This is a genomic window from Oceanobacillus sp. FSL K6-3682 (assembly GCF_037976165.1).
In the GTDB taxonomy this organism is placed as follows: Bacteria; Bacillota; Bacilli; order Bacillales; family Amphibacillaceae; genus Oceanobacillus; species Oceanobacillus sojae.
The window spans coordinates 1,757,321-1,778,901 of record NZ_CP150263.1; the positions used below are offsets into that span (position 1 = coordinate 1,757,321).

Consider the following 21,581-nt stretch of genomic DNA (forward strand, 5'->3'; position numbering starts at 1 on the left):
AGCTTGGTTTTCATATATGCCTTTTGTCGAGATGTCATTATATTTTGCAGAAGTCTAAGATACTTATTTTAGAAAATACTTCTATATGTTTATGGATGAAAATGTGATGAAAAGCACATTCATCGACAAAACGAGAGGAGTCCTGTAACATATCCTCTATTGTAAATTATTATTAAGGGAGGTAATCACTAAAACGTGCAATCATTTAATAAAACACCTATCATTATTGTTCTTCTCATTGGCGGATTCATTTCAATTTTAAACCAGACAACCATGATTACCGCAATTCCGCCAATCATGGAAGAAATGAATGTGACTGCTAATACAGGGCAATGGCTGACGACCGTTTTCATGCTCGTAAATGGTGTGATGATTCCTGTTACAGCATTTTTAATGGCGCGGTTCACGACAAGACAGCTGTTTATTACTGCAATGACAGTATTTGCTGTCGGTACAGTATTTTCTGCTCTGGCTCCAAACTTTGGTATGCTGATTTTAGGCAGAATTATTCAATCCAGTGGAGCTGGTGTGATTATGCCACTGATGCAGACTGTTTTTCTATTAATTTTCCCTGTTAAAAACCGCGGGATGGCGATGGGACTGGTGGGCCTCGTAATATCTTTCGCTCCGGCGATTGGACCTGCTTTGTCTGGGTGGATTATCACCAATTATTCCTGGCGTGCTGTATTCCTTATAATATTGCCTATCGCGATTATCGTCATTCTGCTTGCCGCTAAGGTAATGAAAAATGTTACAGAATTAACTAATCCGAAAATGGATATGTTATCGATTATCCTGTCTTCCTTCGGTTTTGGAGGATTGTTATATGGATTTACAAGTGTGGGCAACAATGGCTGGGACAGTATCATCACGATTGCAACATTGCTTGTTGGTGCCGTATCCTTGTTGAGTTTCATTATCAGACAGCTTCGTATCGAAACACCTATGCTGGAATTCAGGGTATTTAAAAATCCAATTTTCACCTTGTCGACGATTATTCCTATGATCGCATTTATGGGGTTGATTGGTGCAGAGACACTAATTCCGCTATATATGCAAAACGCACGTGGTTTTACAGCGACAGAAGCGGGAATTGCTCTTCTTCCCGGTGCGCTTGTGAATGGAATGATGTCTCCGATTACGGGGCGTATCTTTGACCGTTTTGGTGCAAGATGGCTTGCAGTTACCGGGCTTACCATTATTACAGCTTCCACTTTCGCACTTTCCAATCTGGGGCCTTCTACATCGATGACGATGATTATGATTTTGTATGCGGTTCGGATGTTTGGACTTTCTATGGTCATGATGCCTGTAACAACAGCAGGTTTAAATCAGCTCCCAAGAGAATTGATTTCACATGGTACAGCAATGACCAATACCATGCGACAGGTCTCGGCATCAATTGGGACAGCTATTGTCATCACCGTAATGACAACGACGGAAGTATCTGCGGAGCTTAATCTCGAAATAGCCTATCCGATGATTCATGGTATCAATGTTGCCTTTATGGTCATTACCGTACTCTCGCTGATTGGGATTATAATTAGCTTTTTTATCAAGAATGGCAATTCACCAGCAGAAGAGCAAAATCATGTACAGTATAATAAAGGAGAACACTAAAAAAATCATGTATCCCGGCAAATATTTCAATTAGAGTTTAAAAAGCGTTAAGGTGTTCCTTGGCGCTTTTTTAAGGTTATTATACTTATTTAATATAAAGATACTTGTTTCCCTTTATTATCATTCAGCATTTTTTTAGCCAGTTAAATATTCATTTTAGAAAGCTGTCAGTTATTTTTTATGTTATAATTAGTACCAAGTAATAATACTAACTTCTAATTAAATTGGAGGGGTTTGATGACAGGAACAAGAGTGAGCGCGATAGGAAGTTATGTACCTGAGAAAAAATTAACCAATTTTGATCTGGAAGAAATGGTTGAGACAACGAATGAATGGATTGTTCAAAGAACAGGAATTCATGAACGGAGAATAGCGCGTTCCGATGAATTTACAAGTGATTTATGTGTTTCAGCTGTGAAAGATTTAATGCACAGATATAATAAAACAGTAGAAGACGTTGATATGATTATTGTTGCAACAAGTACACCGGATTTCCCTTTTCCGTCAGTTGCCAGCATCATTCAGAATCGGCTGAATATCACACAGGCAGGTGCAATTGACCTGAGTGCAGCATGTGCAGGCTTTGTTTATGGCTTGCATACAGCGCATAGTTTAATTCGCTCTGGTCTTCACAAAAAAGTACTTGTAATTGGAGTAGATGCACTATCTAAAATAACAGATTACACGGATAGAAGTACCTGTATTTTATTTGGTGATGCTGCCGGGGCGGTACTGGTTGAAAAAGATGAGGAATCAGAAGATTTTGTTGGATTCCACTTGGGAAGTGATGGAAGTGGAGCACAGCATGTCTATCAAACAAGCTTATCCAAAACAGTTAATGGAGTAGAACTGGTTGATACACAATATCTTGTCCAAAATGGAAGAGAAGTTTTTAAATGGGTAGTAAGGAATGTACCGAAGAGTATCAGAGAGCTTTTAGAGAAAACAGAAACGAGCCTGGATGAAGTGGATTGGTTTATTCCACATAGTGCAAACTTGAGATTGATTGAACCTATTTGTGAGAAAATTGGACATCCAATCGAAAAAACACTTTATAGTCTCGTGAAATTTGGAAACACTTCAGCAGCAACCATTCCATTAGCGCTTGACCTTGGAATCCGGGAAGGAAAAGTAAACAATGGAGATAAAGTACTTATGTACGGGTTTGGCTCTGGTTTAGTCCATGCAGGCCAGCTGTTAAAGATGCATTTTGATGAACAAATCAATAATCCGACACCATTATAATTAAATATTTGCAGTAAAGAAAAAGGATTTTCGTGTGTCATGAACGAAAATCCTTTTTAATCAAGCTTCTAAAGCAATTATTAAAAGTTTTCATATAATCATATTAATGAATATCTGTCTTTTTAAAATAAACAAGCATACTTATCAATCCAATAATAGCTGTAGCTGCAATAATAATATTCGAATATTCAGCCGGATAAGTCGAGGGAAGTGTATGATTAGAAATATCTCCTGCAGCTGCCCATGGAAATAACCCTCTATGTTCTGAATTTCCAGCCATAACGTTAATCAGCGTAATTACAACCGTAAAAATAATGGTCGGCACATAATTTTTCAGCACTAATGTCACCAGGATAATAGGAGTGGAGAGGACAAATAATAATAACCCTCCTGTACTAAATTGTTTTAATGAATCCAGCAATAAGGAAGTGTCTAAACCATCAAACTGTGTTAATAAGCCTAAAGTTAATGTGAGTACCCAGGCTATTATTGATAGCATCATGATCCACATAAACAGCAAAAGCATTTTACTAATAATAAAACTCATTCGTGACACAGGTATCGTTAATAAATTTTTCAATGTATTTTCCGCATATTCTCGGTTGAAAAGATACGTTGTCACCACGCCATATAAGGGGACCCCTATGATGAGAACGGTATACAGATTAACATTGTAAAACAGATTCTCAAAAGTAGTGGCTGGTTCATGAATAAATGTAGCTATTACTACTACAAAGGGGGCGACAGCTGCTCCAAGTATACTTATCAGGAACATGCTGGAGCGCTTAAGTTTTAATAATTCCGTGAATAATAAATCAGCCAATTGCTCCACCCCCAACCAATTTTGTAAAGTAGTCCTCTAAATTGTCCTCGCTTACTTTTATTTTTAACACTTCAATATCATTTTCAACGAAAACCTTATTAAGCTTACCCTGACTTCCTAAATGGGAATATACACGAATATTTCCTTTATCATGGACTTCATAATCCGAAATACCGAAGTGGCTTTCCAGGAGCATCGCTGCTTTATTATCATTAGAAACTTGAAACTCTAAATATTTGCGGTTCCGTTTCCTGAGATTTTCAAAAGCGATTTCTTCCATGAGCTTTCCTTCATGGATAATTCCCATATGATCTGCCAGCTGTTCGATTTCTGATAATATGTGGCTTGATACAAAAATGGTTATATTTCTTTCTTTAGCCAATGATTGGATAAGACTTCGCATTTCCTTGATGCCAATTGGATCTAAACCATTAGTAGGCTCGTCTAATATTAACAGCTCCGGATAATGAAGCAGCGCTCTGGCAATGCCTAATCTCTGCTTCATCCCTAAAGAATATTTGCCGACAAGTTTTTTCGTTTCATGATGTAAATCAACAATCTCTAAGGCTTCCTCTATTGCATTTTTCTTATGCACACCGATGATTTTAGCATTGATTAAAAGGTTTTCCCTTGCCGTAAGATTTTCATAAAACCCCGGAACTTCCACTATTGAACCAATTCTTCTTAAAATTCCTTTTTGATTCTTAAACAGATTTTCACCAAATAATTCAATTTGACCGGAAGTAGGTTTGATCAGCCCTAATAGCATTCGAATTGTAGTAGTTTTCCCGGCTCCGTTTCGGCCGAGAAAGCCATAAACTTCTCCCTGATTCACAGTAATATTAAGATGATCCACCGATTTCTGCTGTCCATAAACTTTCGTCAGATTTGTAGTTTTAATGATTTCACCTATTTGAAACACCTGCTTTCAATTGAGTCTATAATTAGATTATAAAGAGCAGATTTTAATCCGGGCTTAACCGTTTCTTAATTGTTTCTTAATTCAAGCTGGAGGGGGTGTTTAGGAATAGAAAAGCCAAAGGCAGTTCTTTCCCATGGAATACTTTCGACCCAAATCTTGCCATGATGTTTTTCTACTAATGCTTTTGCAATAGACAGACCGAGCCCGCTTCTACCGTATAGCTGATTTCTTGACTGATCTCCACGGTACATTCTTTCAAACACATGTATTACATCTTTATCTGCAATTCCCGGTCCCTGATCCCATACAAGTAATTGATAGTCTTTAGGAGTTTCTGTAAGTTCTATCCCTAATATTTTTCCTTCTCTGCCATAATACAAGGCATTCTTGATTAAATTACCTACGATTCGTTTAAGGCTCAAATGATCTGCTGTGATGATACATTTTTCTTCCGGAATAACGGTTTTTAATTCAATATTTTCTTTTTTTAAATCAGGCAGGAACTCAATTAAGGATTCTCTTGTAATTTCAGCAAAGTCGAGTTGTTCTGCCTTTAATGTAATTTCATCCGCATCAATTTTTGCCAAATGAAAGAGTTCATCTAATAATTGCTTTAGGCCGTTTGCTTTTCTGGATATAATTTCAATATACGCTTTCTTTTCTACTTCTGAAGCAGCGATATCATCTTTTAGAGCATCAACATAACCGATAATAGACGTAAGGGGTGTACGGATATCGTGTGAAATTCCTGACAGTATTCCTTTTCTTGCTATTTCTGATTTTATTGAATGAACTTGGATCTTTTCCAGTTGTTCCACTAACTCGTTAATAGAAAAAACAAATTCATTTAATTCCTTATCGTGTTTAGTTAATAATCTTGTTTTTACGTTTCCATCAACTGCACGCCTTATTTCTATATTCATCCGTTTTAATTGTGTAAGATATCGAAATCTCAAAATAAAAAAAGCAGTGGATATGAGAAATAAGATAATGTATAAAGACCATTTTAATGCGTCTCCTGAATGGGCATTGATATCTACAATACATACTCCTGCCAATATGACAAACTGAAAAATAATAAGAAGGAGAACCTTGTCATTCTTCATCCATTTCACCAACAAATTTATAGCCGATTCCCCATACCGTTTGAATGAATTTAGGATTAGAGGGGTCTGTTTCTATTTTCTTTCTGAGCTTTCGGATATGTACCATTACAGTATTATCATCTTCTATATAATCGCTTCCCCAGACATTACGAAATAATTGTGTTTTAGTAAAAACTTGTTCAGGCTGGGAGGCCAAAAATTTAAGAAGTTCAAATTCTTTTGCAGTCAGCGGAATTTCCTTCCCGGCAATGGTTAGTGTATAGTTTTTAAGATTAATCGTGAGGTCTTTAAAGGTGATCGATGATTTTTCAAGGAAACTATTATCCATCTCCCGTATAAAGGCTCTTCGTAACAGAGCCTTGACTCTGGCGACCACTTCATGGATACTAAAAGGTTTTGTAATATAGTCGTCTGCACCAATTCCTAAGCCTAAAAGTTTATCGATCTCCTGATCCTTCGCAGTAAGCATCATGATCGGGACGTTTGTTTTTGCTCTGAGTCGCCTGCACACCTCTATCCCATCCAACTTAGGCATCATCAAATCTAAAATGACAAGATGATATTGCTTTCTATCAAATAATTGAAAGGCTTCGTCACCATCTATAGCCAAATCTATTTGATATTGTTCTCTTTCTAAATATTTTTTTAATAAATCTCTAATTTCTTTTTCATCATCAGCTATCAGAATTTGAATGTTCTCCATATTTCCACCTGCTTTTTAAGGTTAAATGATATATTACTGCTGGTTTGCGATTCATAAGTGTGTTTCTTCCTTCTGTTCCTTGACGTTATTTTTCAGGTTTCATACACAATCTTTATTTTAATGTTTGACGTATTCATTATATTTCTCTTGTAAAAGATCTACAAGTTTATGAATACATGCCATTAAGTAAGGTGATTTCGTATATGCTTTTATTCGTACAGAATCTATAGATAGAGCATACTATAACAAATAAAGACAGCCAAAAAAAGACATATAATCATTTTTAAGAATGGAAAAGACCGTCTTTCAAATTACCTGTTCTTTCAACGAATCTTTAGCTGAAGGAAAAATCATTGCATATATGTTAAAATCTAAAAGGACTATAGCTCATAAAATAAATTTAAAAGCGAGGATATATAATGATTGCAAAGACAGAAGAGGATTTTAACGGATTAAAAGAAATTGGTAAAATTTGCGGAGCAATCCGGGATGAATTAGTCCAGCGTGCTAAACCTGGAATTACCACGAAAGAACTGGATGAATTTGCAGGGGAGATGTTTGAAAAAGCTGGTGCTCAATCTGCACCGAAAGGAGAGTACGATTTTCCTGGGTATACATGTATCAGCGTAAATGAAGAAGTAGCGCACGGGATTCCAGGGAAACGGGTTATTCAAGAAGGAGACCTTGTTAATATCGATGTTTCGGGTTCGAAAAATGGTTACTTCGCAGATACTGGAATTTCTATTGTAGTCGGCAAGGGAGATAAGATGTTACAGAAAATATGTGATGTGGTAAAAGAAGCATTTAACGCTGGTCTTGAGAAAGCAAAACCAGGCTCGAAAAAAAGTGCACTTGGGAAAGCTGTACACAATGTAGCAAAACAGCATGATTTAACGGTTATCAAAAATCTTACTGGACATGGTGTTGGACGATCTATCCATGAAGCACCAGACCATATTTTCAATTATTATTCCTGTTGGGATGACGAAATTTTAAAAGATGGAATGGTCATTGCTTTTGAACCATTTATTTCTACATTGGAAGAGGAAGTTTTACAATCCGATGATGGCTGGACTTTTTTTACAGATGAAAGCTTTGTAGCTCAATATGAACATACGATTATTCTGACAAAGGAAGGGCCGATTATTACTACATTGTAGGAAGTACTCTTACTTTTTTGTTAAAGAGTAAGAAAGTATATACAAATGAACGCATATACAATAAAGAACAAGGACTAAGATATCTTCAAAATAAAATTAGCGAGTTTGAAAGTGAACAAAACTTATAATTTTTTTGGTCGAATATAATAAGTAGTTTATTCAATAGAAGGGCGGTGCGGCATAATAAATCCATAACCGTCCTTTAATAATTTCTATCTAAAAACAGAAGCAAATTACTTAACACCCATAGAATACCTGCTATTTGAGTTATGATATAAAATATCAGTTCAACAGGCGTTAAGTTTCTTTTCTTTTTGATTTTTTTAAAATGAAAATAATAATAAACGGCACATATCAATAAAGCTGCTCCAGATAATTGGTATATATTTTCTAATAAGTTTACCAACAAATTCTCCTCTCTTTTTAACAAGAATTATTCTATAGCTGAATCGTCGCAATTCCAGTTTGGCAACGCAATTGTGTCAAAGTTTTTTATGAAAATCAAACATAATTTAGCCTTCTATATTAAACTTCGGACTTCTGCGAATATTGGCTGCTTGTTCAAAAGCAAAAGCAAGCTTAATTAATTCTCCTTCACTGAAAGAAGTCCCGGCAAAAGTTATCCCAAAGGGTCTGCCACTTTCCATATAGCCGGCAGGAACCGCTATAGAAGGATATCCGGCTCTAGCGCTAATTGTTGATCCTATATAGGAAGGGAAGACAATCGCGTCAAGATTATACTTTTTCAATGCATAATCAATTCCTTGTTCTTGAGAATAGTATAAGTCCTCTATTTTTGCATTTAAGTATTCAGGATTACTTAATGTATTAGGAAGCTGTTCTATGCGTTCCAAAGTATCCTGCCCATATTTCAGCGCTTTTTCTTCTATGCTTCTATTAAAATGAATCAATTCAGATATTGAATGTACTGGCATATGTGAAGGTAACTTTGTAAGGTAATTATCCAGACTATGTTTCAACTCATACGAAGTTACTTCCTTTTTCCAATCTCTGTGAAAAGAAGGAATTTCAATACCTTCCATAATAGTAGCGCCTTGCTTAGCTAAAACATGAATAGAATTTTTAAACAACTGCTCATCATACTCATCAGATTCATAATATTCTTTATGTGCATCATTAAAGATACCAATTCTGGCATCTTCTAGTCCTGCCGGATCTAAATAGGTTGTATAATCTTGCTGCGTTTTGCCTTCACTTTTATATGTGGCAACGTCATTTTTGTCTATACCGGTTAGTGTGCCTAATAATATAGCAGCATCTTCAACAGTTCTTGCAAATGGACCTGCAGTATCCTGGGAATATGTAAAAGGAATCATTCCGCTTCGGCTTATTAAACCGGTAGTAGGTTTGATACCGACAACGGAGTTTTGAACAGCGGGACTAAGAATAGATGCATCTGTTTCTGTTCCAACAGATAAAACAGAAAAATTCGCAGCAACTGCCACTGCCGAACCTGAGCTGGAACCACCTACAAAAAGCTTGGGGTCACCATATGGATTTAACGTTTGTCCCCCTCTGGAACTGTAGCCAGCCCACATTCCACTCGCCATCCCGTTAGCTAATTCCGTCATATTGGTTTTACCTAGTATAACAGTACCTGCGTCTCGAAGCTTTTTCACTAGAAATGCATCTTTATCAGCTAAATGATTTTCTAATGCAATTGCCCCAGCACTCGTATGCATGAAATCATTTGTTTCAATATTATCTTTAAGCACAACAGGAATACCGTGAAGGGGACCTCTGGTTCCTTTTGTTTCTCTTTCATTATCTAGCCCTTCAGCAATAAATATTGCTGAAGGATTTATTTCAAGCATTGAATTAATTCTTGGACCAGCCTGATCATACTTAGCCGTCCTATTCAGGTAATACATCACCAATTCTTTTGAAGTTATTTCACCATTATTCATAGCTGTTTGTATTTCATTGATTGTTAATTCTTCTTTAAAAAAACTTTTAAACCTTATACTCATTCAATTTCTCCATTCTTTAACGTTTCTTTGGCATTATTTAACTTCTACATTTGCATGAAGAAGTCCTTTTTAAATTGTAGAAATTCCTATTTAGAATCGTAGTATCTCCGTTCCTGGTTTTTATTAAAATATTAATGAAACCATAATAGTACCTATCTTTTAAGAGAATGGAGGGTATTTGGAACAATATTTTAATGGGATAAATATTGATTTCCTGTTTCGCGGAAATAGATTATTTAATAGGATGATGAATAAGGAAAAATACGTTTATATAGGGGGCGTAATTAATAAAAAGTTTGTTAGTGTATTTATTGTACAATGTTGGAAATGCTTTTAAACAATTGCGTCATACTGTAAGCTTTTTTACATTTATTATATAATTAAGTATAGACAATGAATTTGGAGAGCTGTTAAAAATAAAACGTGCCTCTTCCAATTATCAATATTATTATGATAAACAAGAAAATTTATAGATGCATTTCAAAATCATTTATCTAATATCATTGAGCTTAATAATAAATAAAATTGTACATGTTTTCATGATTTTATCAATTAAATTTATTTCATTTGGAGGTGAAATCCTTACATATTTATGTGTAAGGAGCATTTTGGATATATTCAGTCTTATAATGGTAGTTATTTTAATTCTAATATCATCGTTTTTTGTTGCAACAGAGTTCGCGATTGTCAGAGTGAGAAAATCAAGAGTTGACGAGCTGGTAGCACAGGGCAAACCCGGGGCAAAAGCTGTTGAAAAGGTTACAGGTAATTTAGACGGGTACTTAGCTGCCTGCCAATTAGGGATAACAGTTACCTCGCTTGGTATTGGCTGGTTAGGGGAGCCCGCAGTCGCTCATCTGATTCAACCACTATTTGCTTTACTGGGACTTTCAGAAGCGATTGTATCTACAGTGTCGGTAATTATTGGATTTGGTATTATTACGTTCATGCACGTTGTCATTGGTGAGCTGGCACCAAAATCATTCTCAATCCAAAAAACAGAGGCAGTCAGTTTATTGGTTTCTCCATTATTAATTATTTTTAATAAAATTATGTATCCATTTATCTGGGCATTAAATGGAGCCTCCCGTTTTTTAGTTGGTCTGTTCGGGTTACCGCCTGCAACGGAAAATGGAGAGGTTTACTCAGAAGAAGAAGTACGTACGATCTTATCATCCAGCTACCAAAGCGGGGAAATTAATGCTTCGGAAATGGGTTACTTAAAAAATGTTTTTGATTTTGACGAACGGGTGGCAAAGGAAGTCATGGTTCCAAGAACAGAAATTGCCTGTATTTATAATGATAATACGTACGAAGAAAACCTGGATGTCCTGAAAAAAGAAAAATATACAAGATATCCTGTAGCGGAAGAGGATAAAGACCAAATTATCGGTGTTATTAACACGAAAGAATTTTTTAACGATTTTCTTAATGAAACACCAAAAGAGGATTTCAAAGGGTATATTAAACCAATTGTTCATGTTGCTGAAAATACACCCGTCCATGAAGTACTGACTAAAATGCAAAAGGAACACAGTTATATGGCCATTGTTGTCGATGAATACGGTGGAACAGCCGGTCTTGTTACAGTTGAAGACATTATCGAGGAAATTTTTGGTGAGATACAGGATGAGCTTGATATAGATGAAATACCAATGATGCAACGAACAGGCGAGGATACTTATTTACTGAATGGCAGGTTGCTCATTTCAGATACTAATGAATTATTGGGTACTGAGATTGATGATGATGAACTCGATACTATTGGCGGGTGGATTTTTAATCAGTTGGGTGAAGCAAAACCTGGTTTATCGATTGAATATGACAACTACCATTTTACAGTGAAAAAAGTGGACAGGTATCAAATAAAATTAATTGAAGCCAAAAAGATAAACAAGGATAATGAAGCTAATTATTCAGATGATCAAACAAAAAATGAGTGATTGTATTTTTACCACATTGTAATTTGCTGTAAGACTCCGTTTTAAGAATAAAGAAAAAACAAAAATTCTAAGTGGAGCAGGCAGCTAATCATGGCCAAATTAGTTCAGGGGACTTTAAGAAGACCGGTTTTTGTTCATTCCTTTAGGTGCATATCCTGGGGACATCAACAAATTTTTATGATGGGGTGAGTAATCGTAGCCCCATCATTTTACGTATGAATTAATATTCTATTGTATTCTAAAAACTTACGGAAATTAAGCAGACCATATGGAACGAATATGAACATAAAGGATGGGTAGGAATAATTTGCTTTTGATAGTATAATGAACGTGATAGATTAGTATTAGTACAGGAAGTGTATATAATGAAGAAAACTAGCTTTAGAACTGAAAAAGACTCTTTGGGTCAAAAAACGATTTCTCAGGACGTCTATTACGGCGTTCAAACAGTACGTGCTCTTGAAAACTTTCCTATCACGGAAATCCCCGTTCATAAAGAGTTAATTCTCGCTCTTGCTGAGGTGAAAAAAGCAGCAGCAATGGCCAATATGCATACTGGAATGCTTCCGGAAACTATTGGGGAGGCTATTGTAAGCGCTGCCGAGGAAGTGATTGAAGGAAAACTATTGGATCAGTTTGTTGTAGATTCCATCCAGGGCGGAGCAGGCACCTCCATTAATATGAACATGAATGAGGTTTTGGCCAATCGTGCTTTGGAAATATTGGGAAAAGAAAGAGGCGAGTACAATTTCTGTTCGCCTAATACGCATGTCAACATGTCCCAGTCCACAAATGATACAATACCAACGGCTTTAAAAATTGCGTCCTATCGTATGGCTCAGGAATTAATCACGACTTTGAAGAGATTGGAAGAAGAACTGCTGAAGAAAGAAGCGGAATTTCAGGATGTGCTAAAAATGGGAAGGACCCATTTGCAGGATGCTGTGCCGATTCTGTTAGGCCAGGAATTCAGTGCATATTCGGAAGTGGTTGGCCGCGATATTAAAAGAATTAAGCAAGCGGCGGAGGCAATGCTCACGGTCAATATTGGTGCAACAGCTGTCGGGACAGGGCTTAACGCAAAACCTGAATATATAGAAAAGGCAGTAACGCAGTTATCCGCCCAGCTTGGTGTAAAACTTCATTCAGCGAAAAATTTAGTTGATGGTACACAGAATACGGATGCTTATACAGCACTATCAGCAGCATTGAAAGTGCTGGCAATGAATATGTCCAAAATTTGTAATGATCTGCGCCTGATGGTATCCGGACCAATGACAGGCCTTCAGGAAATTATTCTTCCCGCAAAGCAGCCGGGTTCTTCCATTATGCCTGGGAAAGTAAATCCGGTCATGATCGAAGTGGTAAATCAGGTTGCTTTTCAAGTTGCGGGCAATGATCAATCGATTTGTATGGCATCTGAAGCCGGGCAATTTGAGTTAAATGTGATGGGGCCTGTTATCATTTTTAATTTGCTGCAGTCCCTTAAAATAATGGATAATGGCTTAGATGTATTTACGCGCTATGCAGTAAGCGGTATAGAAGCCAATGTGGAGAAGTGTCGTGAGTATGTGGAAGAAAGCTATGGCATTATCACCGCATTGAATCCACATTTAGGATATGAAACAGCTGCCAAGGTAGTCAAGCAGGCAATTGAAACAGGGCTGACTATCAAAGAAATCTGCAAAGCACATGACCTTTTATCGGAGAAGGAATTGGATACTATTCTGGATCCAAATGAGATGACTACACCAGGAATTGCCGGGAACGAGTTTCTGGTAAATAAATGAACATAAACAAAACGGCAACCACCTGCTTGTATTTTAAAGGAAGTGGTTACCTTTTGTTTAATTAAACTTCACGCATATAATGTCCTGTTTCTCTTCCAAAAATGTATTATCACGTCTTTTGCTTCTTTGGAAAAAGCGTATAACTGAAGCTTATGAAAAAATCGATGACCACAATCAGAGACCAGAGCAGCATTATCTGCAATAACACTTCCGTTTGATAGGAATTGTTAATATAGAAAATGATAATTATTAGGATTCCACCACCAATTATCAGGGAAAGCAAATGACGATACCATGCTTTACGTTCTTTTCTGGCGTGCTCTTTTCCATATTTAATTTTCACAGGTTTATTCCCATCTCCAAACCGATAATTAAAATGGCTGTCTGCCCATTGAATCATTCGATGGCCAAAGCCTATACTTACCCCAATATAAACCGCAGCTATTCCATGCATCGCGGTAGCAACAGCGCCATTTTTTAAATCGAATATAGTTACAATAAGCAAGATGAGATCCACAAAAGGTGTACAGATTAGCAAAAATGTACCCAATTTTTTCTTTTTCAATATATACCTGGATACTAATCCAGCTAAAACAAAGACCCAAAATCCAATTTCACAAGCTATAATCAATAAACCAATCAAATGGAGCACATCCTTTATGTTTATTTTAGTACAAATGTATTAAAATAAATGGTAGCATAATTGTTTATTTAATACAAGTGTGCTAAAATAAAAATATGCCGAAAAAAGTTGATCATCAAAAACGTAAAATTCAAATCGCAGAAACAACATGGAAAGTCATTGTGGAAGAGGGGCTCGAGCAGGCAACAGTGAGAAAAATTGCACAGGCTTCAGATCTCTCGGTTGGTGCTGTAAGACATTATTTTGCATCACAGTCGGAATTGCTGCATTTTTCCATGGAACTTGTGTCAGAACGGGTAATTCAAAGAGCTAAAGAAAGGAAGTTTTCAAAAGAACAAAATCCATTGGAATTTGTGGCAGAGGGAATATATGAAGTACTGCCTATCGATGAAGAACGAAAAATAGAAATGGAGGTATGGCTGGCTTTTTCAGCAAAGGTTCTGATCGATAAAACACTTCAGGAATTGAGCAATAAAGTATATCAAGATATGCATCAAGGATTAAAAAATGTCGTTCAGGTATTACAATTATTTGAAATTGCCAAGGAGGGACTTGACCTTGAATTGGAGGTGAACAGGCTCCATGCAATCGTCGATGGGATGGCGATGCATCACTTATTAAATCCGGAGCAGTTTACACATGAAGAAATGATTAAGACTTTAAATTATCATCTTCAATCTCTTTTACAGTAATGCAGAGCTGCTAAATTTCTTGAGAAGGGGATTATATACTTTGGAGTGAAACTAAATTCAGTATCAATAACTCTAGCAGAATGATGATGGAGCGGTTTGGATACATGAAGGATAGAATGTAAAAAAGCATAGAAATATTATTCTATTTTTGTTTAACGACTGAACCGGATTGTGGCATGAAATTAGATATAAGAAGAAATATCTAATTTCATGCCATCAAACAAAGCGGGGAGCGCTGAGATGAGAACAATACCAATAGCTGTCAAAATAAATTTTAATAAAATACAATAGTAAAGCCCCATAAACTGCGCTCCCTTTCACCTTTTGTTAAAAATTAACACAGTTTAAATAAATTTACAAATAAGTTTTAATATTTGTAACCTTTTATCTTGCTTTTAATCTACTGTCCTGAACAGACCAAAAGAAACCCAATATTCCAAGTCCGCCTATTAATAAGAACAGTCCTGCCATCGTTGTATTGGATAATAGAGCACTAACCATTAGTCCTAAGCTGCCTAAGATTTGTCCTGCATCCATGGATAATCCGCTCACTGCTATATAAGAACCTCTTGAATTCTTGTTTGCCAGCTGTGCTACATAGGTTGACCGTATAGGCTGAAAGAGAACTTCTCCAACCGTTGCAATAGCAATTGCGATAGCCAACACAATGATCAGCTCACTCCATGCTAAGAAGCTGTAACCTGCTACATACAAAAACAAGCCCGCAAACAAAGTAGTCTTTATATTGAACTTTTGAGCTGTTTTACCAATGAAACCAGAGGCAAAAATCACAATTATTGTGTTCGTGATAATGAGAATACTTAACATCCTTGGACCATCAATGATGATGCCGAACACCGAAGTATGAATATCCTCATTTAGGCGGACTGCAATAAAGCCGTAAAGCTGCGATTCTAAAGAGAGGACAAGTAAGGTTGAGATGCAAAGAATCATAAAACAAGTGTCTCTTAATACTTCTACGTAGCTGAAAAATAATCCTGAAAATACATTATTTTTTTTATCTTTTTGAGGTACATAATCATCCTGAATCCATCCTAGTGTCAACAGAAATGTAAAGATGGAGAGAATGGAAAATCCTAAAAATAACTCAAATTTATGCTCTTGAAAGAATAAGGCCCCAACAATAATGCCAATAGAGAATGCCAGATTTGTAGACCAGTAAATAAAACGATACATCAATGGCTGTTCATTTTCTGAACTGGCATCTATCAGAAGAGCTTCTGAAGCAGGATCGATAAATCTGCTAGTAATACTTAATAAGAAAAACATAACAAAAGTCAGCCAGACGGATTCAAACCATGGTGAATTAGCAAGCGCAATAATGATAAATGAGGCTGTTTGGATGATGCTTCCCGATACTATAACTTTTTTTCTTCCAAATTGATCTGCAAAAAAACCTCCATACATACCAAAAGTAACAGCTACAACGGTTGTCAATGTTAAAATTGCTCCTGCCCAAGCTATTCCTAGATTACTGGAAAAGTAAATGGCCATAAAAGGGAATATACTCATCTCTGCAATATCCGAAATAAATGAAACAATCATACGGATTTTAATATTTAAATGAAACTGTTTAAATTCTGATAAATTCATTATTCGTCTTCTCCTTCCACTTTTTTTATTGTATATTGGAAAATAGGAAGGAAAAAGAGCAAGGTGTATTTTTATATTTCCTATTTTAGAAGGAGTATATCTTAATGGATGTTTTAGAGTACTATATTGATTTAAAATGCCTGCCAGAATACCAGCAGGCATACGAAATTCGCATATCTAAACAAGAAATCGCAGATATTTTATTCTGCTCTTCCAGAAATGCGCACTATATATTACAAAAATGGGTACAGGAAGGGTATATTGGCTGGCAGGGACAACGCGGAAGGGGTAAAAAATCTAAGCTGACATTTCTAAAATCTCTGGATGAAGCGGCATTTCTTCATGTGGAAAATTTGGTTCAAAGGGAGAAAGTGAAAGAAGCAGTAAGCTTTGCAACAGAAGGTCATTTTTCTGCTCGGCTAAAAGAGCTGCTCCTAAATACTATCCAAAGGGCATTTGGCATCCAGCATATAGAACAACAAGAGGAAATGAATGACGTTTTGCATATTCCGCTGCAGCATAATCTGTACAATATGAACCCTTTCTTTGTAACAATCGCTGTGGAGGCTCATATTTTAAATGAAATTTTTGACACATTAGTTCGGTATAATGTTGACAGTAAAACGGTTGAACCCCATCTTGCACATGGGTGGGAAGTGAATGAAGACTACACCTTCTGGACCTTTTATATTCGCAAAGGGGTTCGGTTCCATGATGGGAGTAGTCTAACCAGTAAAGACGTGCAATGGACATTTCAAACAATTATAAACGAAGAAATAAAAATTCCAAACAAATGGTTATTTGAAGGGGTACAGGAAATTATAGTTCGGGACAAATACACCATATCCTTTCATTTAAAGAATGGAAATAGAGTATTCCCTTATTTTTTAAGTGCCGTTTTTACATCTATTGTTCCTGAAGAATCAGATATCAAAGGCTCTTCACTGAAAGGAACAGGGCCTTTCAAAATAGAAGATGTCAATGATGAAAAAATGATTTTGAAAGCTTTTGATTATCATTTTCGAGGAAGACCTTTTCTGGATAAGGTTCATATGTGGAAGCTGCCTGAAAGTAAGCTTGATCCTCTGAACTTTTTCACACATGAAAATTTGGAGAAAGAAAAAAAGAATCGCTCCACATATACCATCGATGATAATGGCAGTAATTACATTATCTTTAATATGAAAAAGACAGGTATTCACCAAAACAGTTTTTTTAGGCAGGCTGTAAGTGAAATGATAGATTCGCGGCAAATGGTACAGGAACTGGGTGGACCAAGAGTTGCCCCTTCCACAGGTTTTATTCCGGACAGGAGTGACTACAGTAATATCAGGCATTCAACTCAGAAAGCAAAACAGCTGCTTAATCGATCTGGGTACAAAGGAGAAACCATTCATTTAGCTGTATTACGTTTTGATGATTTTTTAGAGGATGCCCGTTGGATGGAGCAAAAACTCAATGAGATTGGTATGAAGGTCAAGGTTCATCCGATTGAGCTGTCTGATATCTATAATGAAGACTTCATGTTAGCCTTTGATGCTGTGTATACAGGAGAAAGTTTTGAAGATAATATGGAGCTGGCAATTCTCATATTACTTCGGAATGAGTATGGAATTCGAATATTTCTTAATCCATCTCAATTGAGCGAATTAGACAATGGATTCAAATCTATCATTAAACAGCCGGATTATGAAAGCTTTCTTCAGGAATTTCAAGCAGTGGAGGAAAAGTTGAAAGAAAGTGGTACTATTATATTCACTGTCCATGCTTCGGAGCAGAATACCTTCCAATCCAATTTACAAGGCATTCAAATCAGTGGATATGGCTGGCCGGTGCTTCATAAGTTATGGATTAAAAAGGGATGTTGAAGTAAAGTGGGAATAGGTTATAAATATTTTTAATACAAAAACATAGGAAGAAGGGTGAAAATGTCTTTTAAATATATAGAAAGCATTAAACAGATATATCCCGATCTTACCATAGAAAATTATTATCCTAATGAAATTGGCCAGAATAATGATGTACTAATTGTAAATAATTCATTAGTATTCAGGTTTCCAAAGTATAAACAAGGCATCATTCAATTAAAAAAAGAAACAGAACTATTGGAGTACATAAATGAAATAATCACAATGCCAATCCCGCATCCGACATATCAGTCTTTTGAAACTTCAAAGCCTGGAGAAGTATTCGCAGGGTATAAATTAATTGCAGGGGTTCCATTATGGAAAGACAGCTTACAAAATATAAAGAATGAAGAATTATTGAAGGGGCTGGCATCACAGCTGGTGACTTTTCTGATGGAGCTTCACTCTATTTCTAAAGAAAAAGCAAAGAATGATCTAAACTTAAATGATAATAATCCTGCTGCGGAAATGTCCGATCTATTTAATAGAATACAAAATAAGCTGTTTCCTTTTATTAGAGGAGAAGCGCAGGAGGAAATAATCCAAGCCTTTGAATCCTTCTTGAACGGAAAAGCGGCTTTAAATTTAAAAACAGTACTGATACATGGAGATTTCGGAGCATCTAATATTTTATGGAAGCCCAAATCTGGAAGTATTTCAGGGATAATAGATTTTGGAGGTTCAGGTATAGGAGATCCAGCATATGATTTTGCCGGAATATTGTCCAGTTATGGAGAGGAATTTTTTGATATGTGTATCGGCCGGTATCCTAATGGAAACGAGATTTCTGAACGGGTAAAATTTTATAAAAGTACGTTTGCATTACAAGAAGCATTGCATGGAATTGAAAATAATGACCAACAGGCATTTGAAAATGGAATAAAAGATTACAGATAAAATAATAAGCTCAATTTGATAGGGATATAAAAAGGCTGACAGAGAAGATTCCACAACGTGACATCCTTCTCTGTCAGCCTTTTACAAATCATAAATATTTCTTTAGTAAAATCGTGGCATTATGCCCGCCAAATCCAAATGAATTAGACAAACCGATATTTATTTGCTGTCTTCTCATTCCCTCTGAAACATAATCCAGATCACAATCCGGATCAGGATTATTCAAGTTAATTGTCGGAGGGATAATGCCATGCTTTATACTTTCGATTAAAGCGATTGCCTCTACACTCCCTGAAGCACCGAGCATATGACCCAGCATGGATTTATTAGCTGTAATTGGTACGCCGTAAGCTTTTTCACCAAATGCTTTTTTGATGGCAAGCGTTTCAGAGATATCTCCAATTTTTGTACTGGTTGCATGTGCACTAATCAAATCTATTTTGTCTGGTGTCACATTCCCGCTTTCCAAAGCTTTCTTCATCGATAGGTAAGCACCGATTCCTTCTGGATTTGGAGATACCATGTGATACGCATCGGAACTGGAGCCATAGCCTATAACCTCACAAAGAACAGGTGCTGCTCTCTTTACAGCACTTTCTAATGACTCAAGAACCAATATCCCGGCGCCTTCACTGATCACAAAACCATCTCTTTCCTCATCAAACGGGCGGCTAGCAGAGGTAGGGTCCAGATTTTTAGTTAAAGCCTGGGCATTTCTAAAGCTTGATAAAGATAAACTATTAATGGCAGCTTCTGTTCCGCCGGCAAAAATAATATCTGCATCTCCGTGTTTTATCGTGTTGAAAGCTTCCCCGATAGATGTGTTTCCAATTGAGCATGCAGTGACCGGTGAAATTGATGGGCCTAGTGCGCCCAGCCGAATACTGATTTGTGCTGCAGCGGCATTGGGTATCATGGTTGGAACTAAGCTTGGACTGACCCGGCTTGATCCTTTTTTATTCAGGATATTCACATTTTCAATCAGCGTATTTATACCGCCAATGCCAGAGCCTACAAAAACACCCAGCCGTTCTTTATTTGTTTTATCCAAATCCAGCTCCGAGCTTTCCAATGCCTGTTCTGTCGCTGCCAGAGCAAATTGCGTGAAGCGATCCATTTTTCTGGCCTGTTTTTTACCAAATATCTCTACAGGATCAAAATCATGTACAACACCAGCAGCAGTTTTTCCATAATCTTCATCGACATCTAATATAGAAATCCCTGATTTTCCCTGCTTTAAATGATTCCAAAATGTATGAACGTTATTACCTAAAGGTGAAATAATACCTGCGCCGGTAATGACTACTCTGTTCAAAAGAATTCCTCCTTACTGTATCTACATTTTATTTTACGGAAACTTTATCCCATTACAAGTTGGCATTTATCATAGTATAATTAATACTATGTAAGAGGAGGCAGAACGAATGGAAAAAGAAACAAGGCTTTTAGAGCTATCCAATTTCTTAAAGAGTAAAAGAGCTAAGCTTCATCCGCAGATGGTTGGCCTGCCGGCAGGAACCAGAAGAAGAACTCCCGGACTGCGGAGGGAGGAGGTAGCTCAAATAGCCGGAGTAAGTACAACATGGTATACATGGCTTGAACAGGGAAGAGATATTAAGGTATCTGGTTCTGTATTAGATGCTGTTTCGAATGCTTTAAGATTAAATAAAGATGAAAAACAATATTTGTATGCTCTTGCATCCGGTGAAAGAGCAGTGGAAAATTCATCTACTATAAATGAAGCAGAGAAATCCTTGATGACCCCTTCCTTGAATAGAATTCTCCAGGAACTGCGGCATTGCCCCACTATTATTTCGGATAAATACTGCCGCATTGTCGGCTGGAATAAAGCAGCAGCAATGGTTTTTATCGATTTTGAGAAAATACCTGAAGAAGACCGGAATATTATCTTTTTATTATTTTCGAGAAAAGAATTTAAAAGTCTCGCAGTAAACTGGGAGCATTTTGTAAAAGGGTATCTCTCCATCTTTAGATCCTACTATGGGCAATATGTGGCTGATGAATGGTATAAACAATTTATCGAGAAAATGGAACAGCAATTTCCGGAATTTAAGAAGCTGTGGGATGAGGAAGAGGTCAGCTCAGCACCAGATGTTTTGATTGAATTCCGTCATGCGAAGGCCGGGAAAATGTTATTTAATTTGACCTCTCTGCAAGTTCAGGGTACTTCGGATTTACGGTGCAGTGTATATACTCCGGTAATGGATACAGATACAGAATTAAAGTTAAGGAATTTATTGAATAAATCAGCTGGTAAATAGTTTATCTGTGTTTTGTATTAGTACATGTGCAAATAAAAGGAAGGAGGTTTATAAGTATGACAAAAAAGAAAGCTATATTAGTTGGCCTGGCAGGTTTTCTCACTTATTTCGTGGTTACAACCATATATCATCTTATTTTTTAAGTTAGGATATATTTTAGGACCTGGACAATTTGGCTGATTCAGTTTTTGGCTTTTTTACATTCAGGGATAGTAATTAAGCAAATGATTTGAGCCTGTTAAT

At 36.6% G+C, this 21,581-nt stretch carries 17 protein-coding genes; 9 read left to right on the forward strand and 8 right to left on the reverse strand.

Going from position 1 to position 21,581, the window contains the following annotated elements; all coding sequences use genetic code 11:
* The first annotated feature begins 195 nt into the window (after window positions 1-195).
* Both MHH51_RS08915 and MHH51_RS08920 read left to right on the forward strand, forming a co-directional pair.
* Window positions 196-1,620, forward strand: a complete 1,425-nt coding sequence (locus MHH51_RS08915; RefSeq protein ID WP_339285618.1) for an MDR family MFS transporter — start codon at window positions 196-198, stop codon at window positions 1,618-1,620.
* Between the two features lie 237 nt (window positions 1,621-1,857).
* Window positions 1,858-2,865, forward strand: a complete 1,008-nt coding sequence (locus MHH51_RS08920) for a ketoacyl-ACP synthase III (RefSeq protein WP_147208737.1) — start codon at window positions 1,858-1,860, stop codon at window positions 2,863-2,865.
* A 103-nt stretch (window positions 2,866-2,968) separates the two neighbouring features.
* On the opposite strand, the gene MHH51_RS08925 is transcribed toward MHH51_RS08920, so the two are convergent.
* The 4 genes from MHH51_RS08925 to MHH51_RS08940 all read right to left on the reverse strand — a co-directional run bounded on the left by MHH51_RS08925 (window position 2,969) and on the right by MHH51_RS08940 (window position 6,419).
* Window positions 2,969-3,688 carry an ABC transporter permease gene (locus tag MHH51_RS08925; protein ID WP_339285621.1) on the reverse strand — a complete coding sequence of 240 codons (720 nt, stop codon included), beginning with the start codon at window positions 3,686-3,688 and terminating at the stop codon, window positions 2,969-2,971.
* On the reverse strand, window positions 3,681-4,601 hold the full coding sequence (locus MHH51_RS08930; RefSeq protein WP_339286288.1) for an ABC transporter ATP-binding protein: 921 nt from the start codon (window positions 4,599-4,601) through the stop codon (window positions 3,681-3,683). Before MHH51_RS08930 ends, MHH51_RS08925 begins: the two co-directional genes overlap by 8 nt.
* 74 nt (window positions 4,602-4,675) lie before the next feature.
* The gene (locus MHH51_RS08935; protein WP_339285622.1) at window positions 4,676-5,716 is read right to left on the reverse strand and encodes a HAMP domain-containing sensor histidine kinase; all 1,041 of its coding nucleotides are present in this window, start codon (window positions 5,714-5,716) and stop codon (window positions 4,676-4,678) included.
* Entirely contained in the window at window positions 5,706-6,419 is a 714-nt protein-coding gene (locus MHH51_RS08940) for a response regulator transcription factor (RefSeq protein WP_339285624.1), read from the reverse strand. The genes MHH51_RS08935 and MHH51_RS08940 overlap by 11 nt, the downstream gene beginning before the upstream one ends.
* 419 nt (window positions 6,420-6,838) lie before the next feature.
* On the opposite strand from MHH51_RS08940, the gene map reads away from it, so the two are divergent.
* The gene (gene map, locus MHH51_RS08945; protein ID WP_339285626.1) at window positions 6,839-7,579 is read left to right on the forward strand and encodes a type I methionyl aminopeptidase; all 741 of its coding nucleotides are present in this window, start codon (window positions 6,839-6,841) and stop codon (window positions 7,577-7,579) included.
* 512 nt (window positions 7,580-8,091) lie between these two features.
* On the opposite strand, the gene MHH51_RS08950 is transcribed toward map, so the two are convergent.
* Window positions 8,092-9,570 carry an amidase family protein gene (locus MHH51_RS08950; RefSeq protein ID WP_339285628.1) on the reverse strand — a complete coding sequence of 493 codons (1,479 nt, stop codon included), beginning with the start codon at window positions 9,568-9,570 and terminating at the stop codon, window positions 8,092-8,094.
* Between the two features lie 608 nt (window positions 9,571-10,178).
* On the opposite strand from MHH51_RS08950, the gene MHH51_RS08955 reads away from it, so the two are divergent.
* Together MHH51_RS08955 and MHH51_RS08960 are read left to right on the forward strand one after the other, a co-directional pair.
* Window positions 10,179-11,513 (forward strand): hemolysin family protein, encoded by a 1,335-nt coding sequence (locus MHH51_RS08955; RefSeq protein ID WP_147208723.1) that lies wholly within the window; start codon window positions 10,179-10,181, stop codon window positions 11,511-11,513.
* A 365-nt stretch (window positions 11,514-11,878) separates the two neighbouring features.
* Window positions 11,879-13,303: an aspartate ammonia-lyase gene (locus MHH51_RS08960; protein WP_147208721.1), complete on the forward strand. Its 1,425-nt coding sequence runs from the start codon at window positions 11,879-11,881 to the stop codon at window positions 13,301-13,303.
* Window positions 13,304-13,412: 109 nt separating this feature from the next.
* Here the strand turns inward: MHH51_RS08960 and MHH51_RS08965 are convergent, their stop codons facing one another.
* Window positions 13,413-13,946: a 2TM domain-containing protein gene (locus MHH51_RS08965; RefSeq protein WP_147208719.1), complete on the reverse strand. Its 534-nt coding sequence runs from the start codon at window positions 13,944-13,946 to the stop codon at window positions 13,413-13,415.
* Between the two features lie 95 nt (window positions 13,947-14,041).
* On the opposite strand from MHH51_RS08965, the gene MHH51_RS08970 reads away from it, so the two are divergent.
* Window positions 14,042-14,638: a TetR/AcrR family transcriptional regulator gene (locus MHH51_RS08970; protein ID WP_147208718.1), complete on the forward strand. Its 597-nt coding sequence runs from the start codon at window positions 14,042-14,044 to the stop codon at window positions 14,636-14,638.
* 384 nt (window positions 14,639-15,022) lie between these two features.
* On the opposite strand, the gene MHH51_RS08975 is transcribed toward MHH51_RS08970, so the two are convergent.
* Window positions 15,023-16,252: an MFS transporter gene (locus MHH51_RS08975; protein WP_339285631.1), complete on the reverse strand. Its 1,230-nt coding sequence runs from the start codon at window positions 16,250-16,252 to the stop codon at window positions 15,023-15,025.
* Window positions 16,253-16,356: 104 nt separating this feature from the next.
* Between MHH51_RS08975 and MHH51_RS08980 the strand changes: the two genes are divergently transcribed.
* Both MHH51_RS08980 and MHH51_RS08985 read left to right on the forward strand, forming a co-directional pair.
* Entirely contained in the window at window positions 16,357-18,120 is a 1,764-nt protein-coding gene (locus MHH51_RS08980; protein ID WP_339285633.1) for an ABC transporter substrate-binding protein, read from the forward strand.
* A 60-nt stretch (window positions 18,121-18,180) separates the two neighbouring features.
* Window positions 18,181-19,056 carry an aminoglycoside phosphotransferase family protein gene (locus tag MHH51_RS08985; protein ID WP_339285635.1) on the forward strand — a complete coding sequence of 292 codons (876 nt, stop codon included), beginning with the start codon at window positions 18,181-18,183 and terminating at the stop codon, window positions 19,054-19,056.
* 88 nt (window positions 19,057-19,144) lie between these two features.
* On the opposite strand, the gene fabF is transcribed toward MHH51_RS08985, so the two are convergent.
* Complete coding sequence (gene fabF, locus MHH51_RS08990; RefSeq protein ID WP_339285637.1) at window positions 19,145-20,371, reverse strand: beta-ketoacyl-ACP synthase II; 1,227 nt, start codon at window positions 20,369-20,371, stop codon at window positions 19,145-19,147.
* 109 nt (window positions 20,372-20,480) lie between these two features.
* Between fabF and MHH51_RS08995 the strand changes: the two genes are divergently transcribed.
* Window positions 20,481-21,338: a helix-turn-helix transcriptional regulator gene (locus tag MHH51_RS08995; protein ID WP_260052014.1), complete on the forward strand. Its 858-nt coding sequence runs from the start codon at window positions 20,481-20,483 to the stop codon at window positions 21,336-21,338.
* Window positions 21,339-21,581 lie beyond the last annotated feature (243 nt).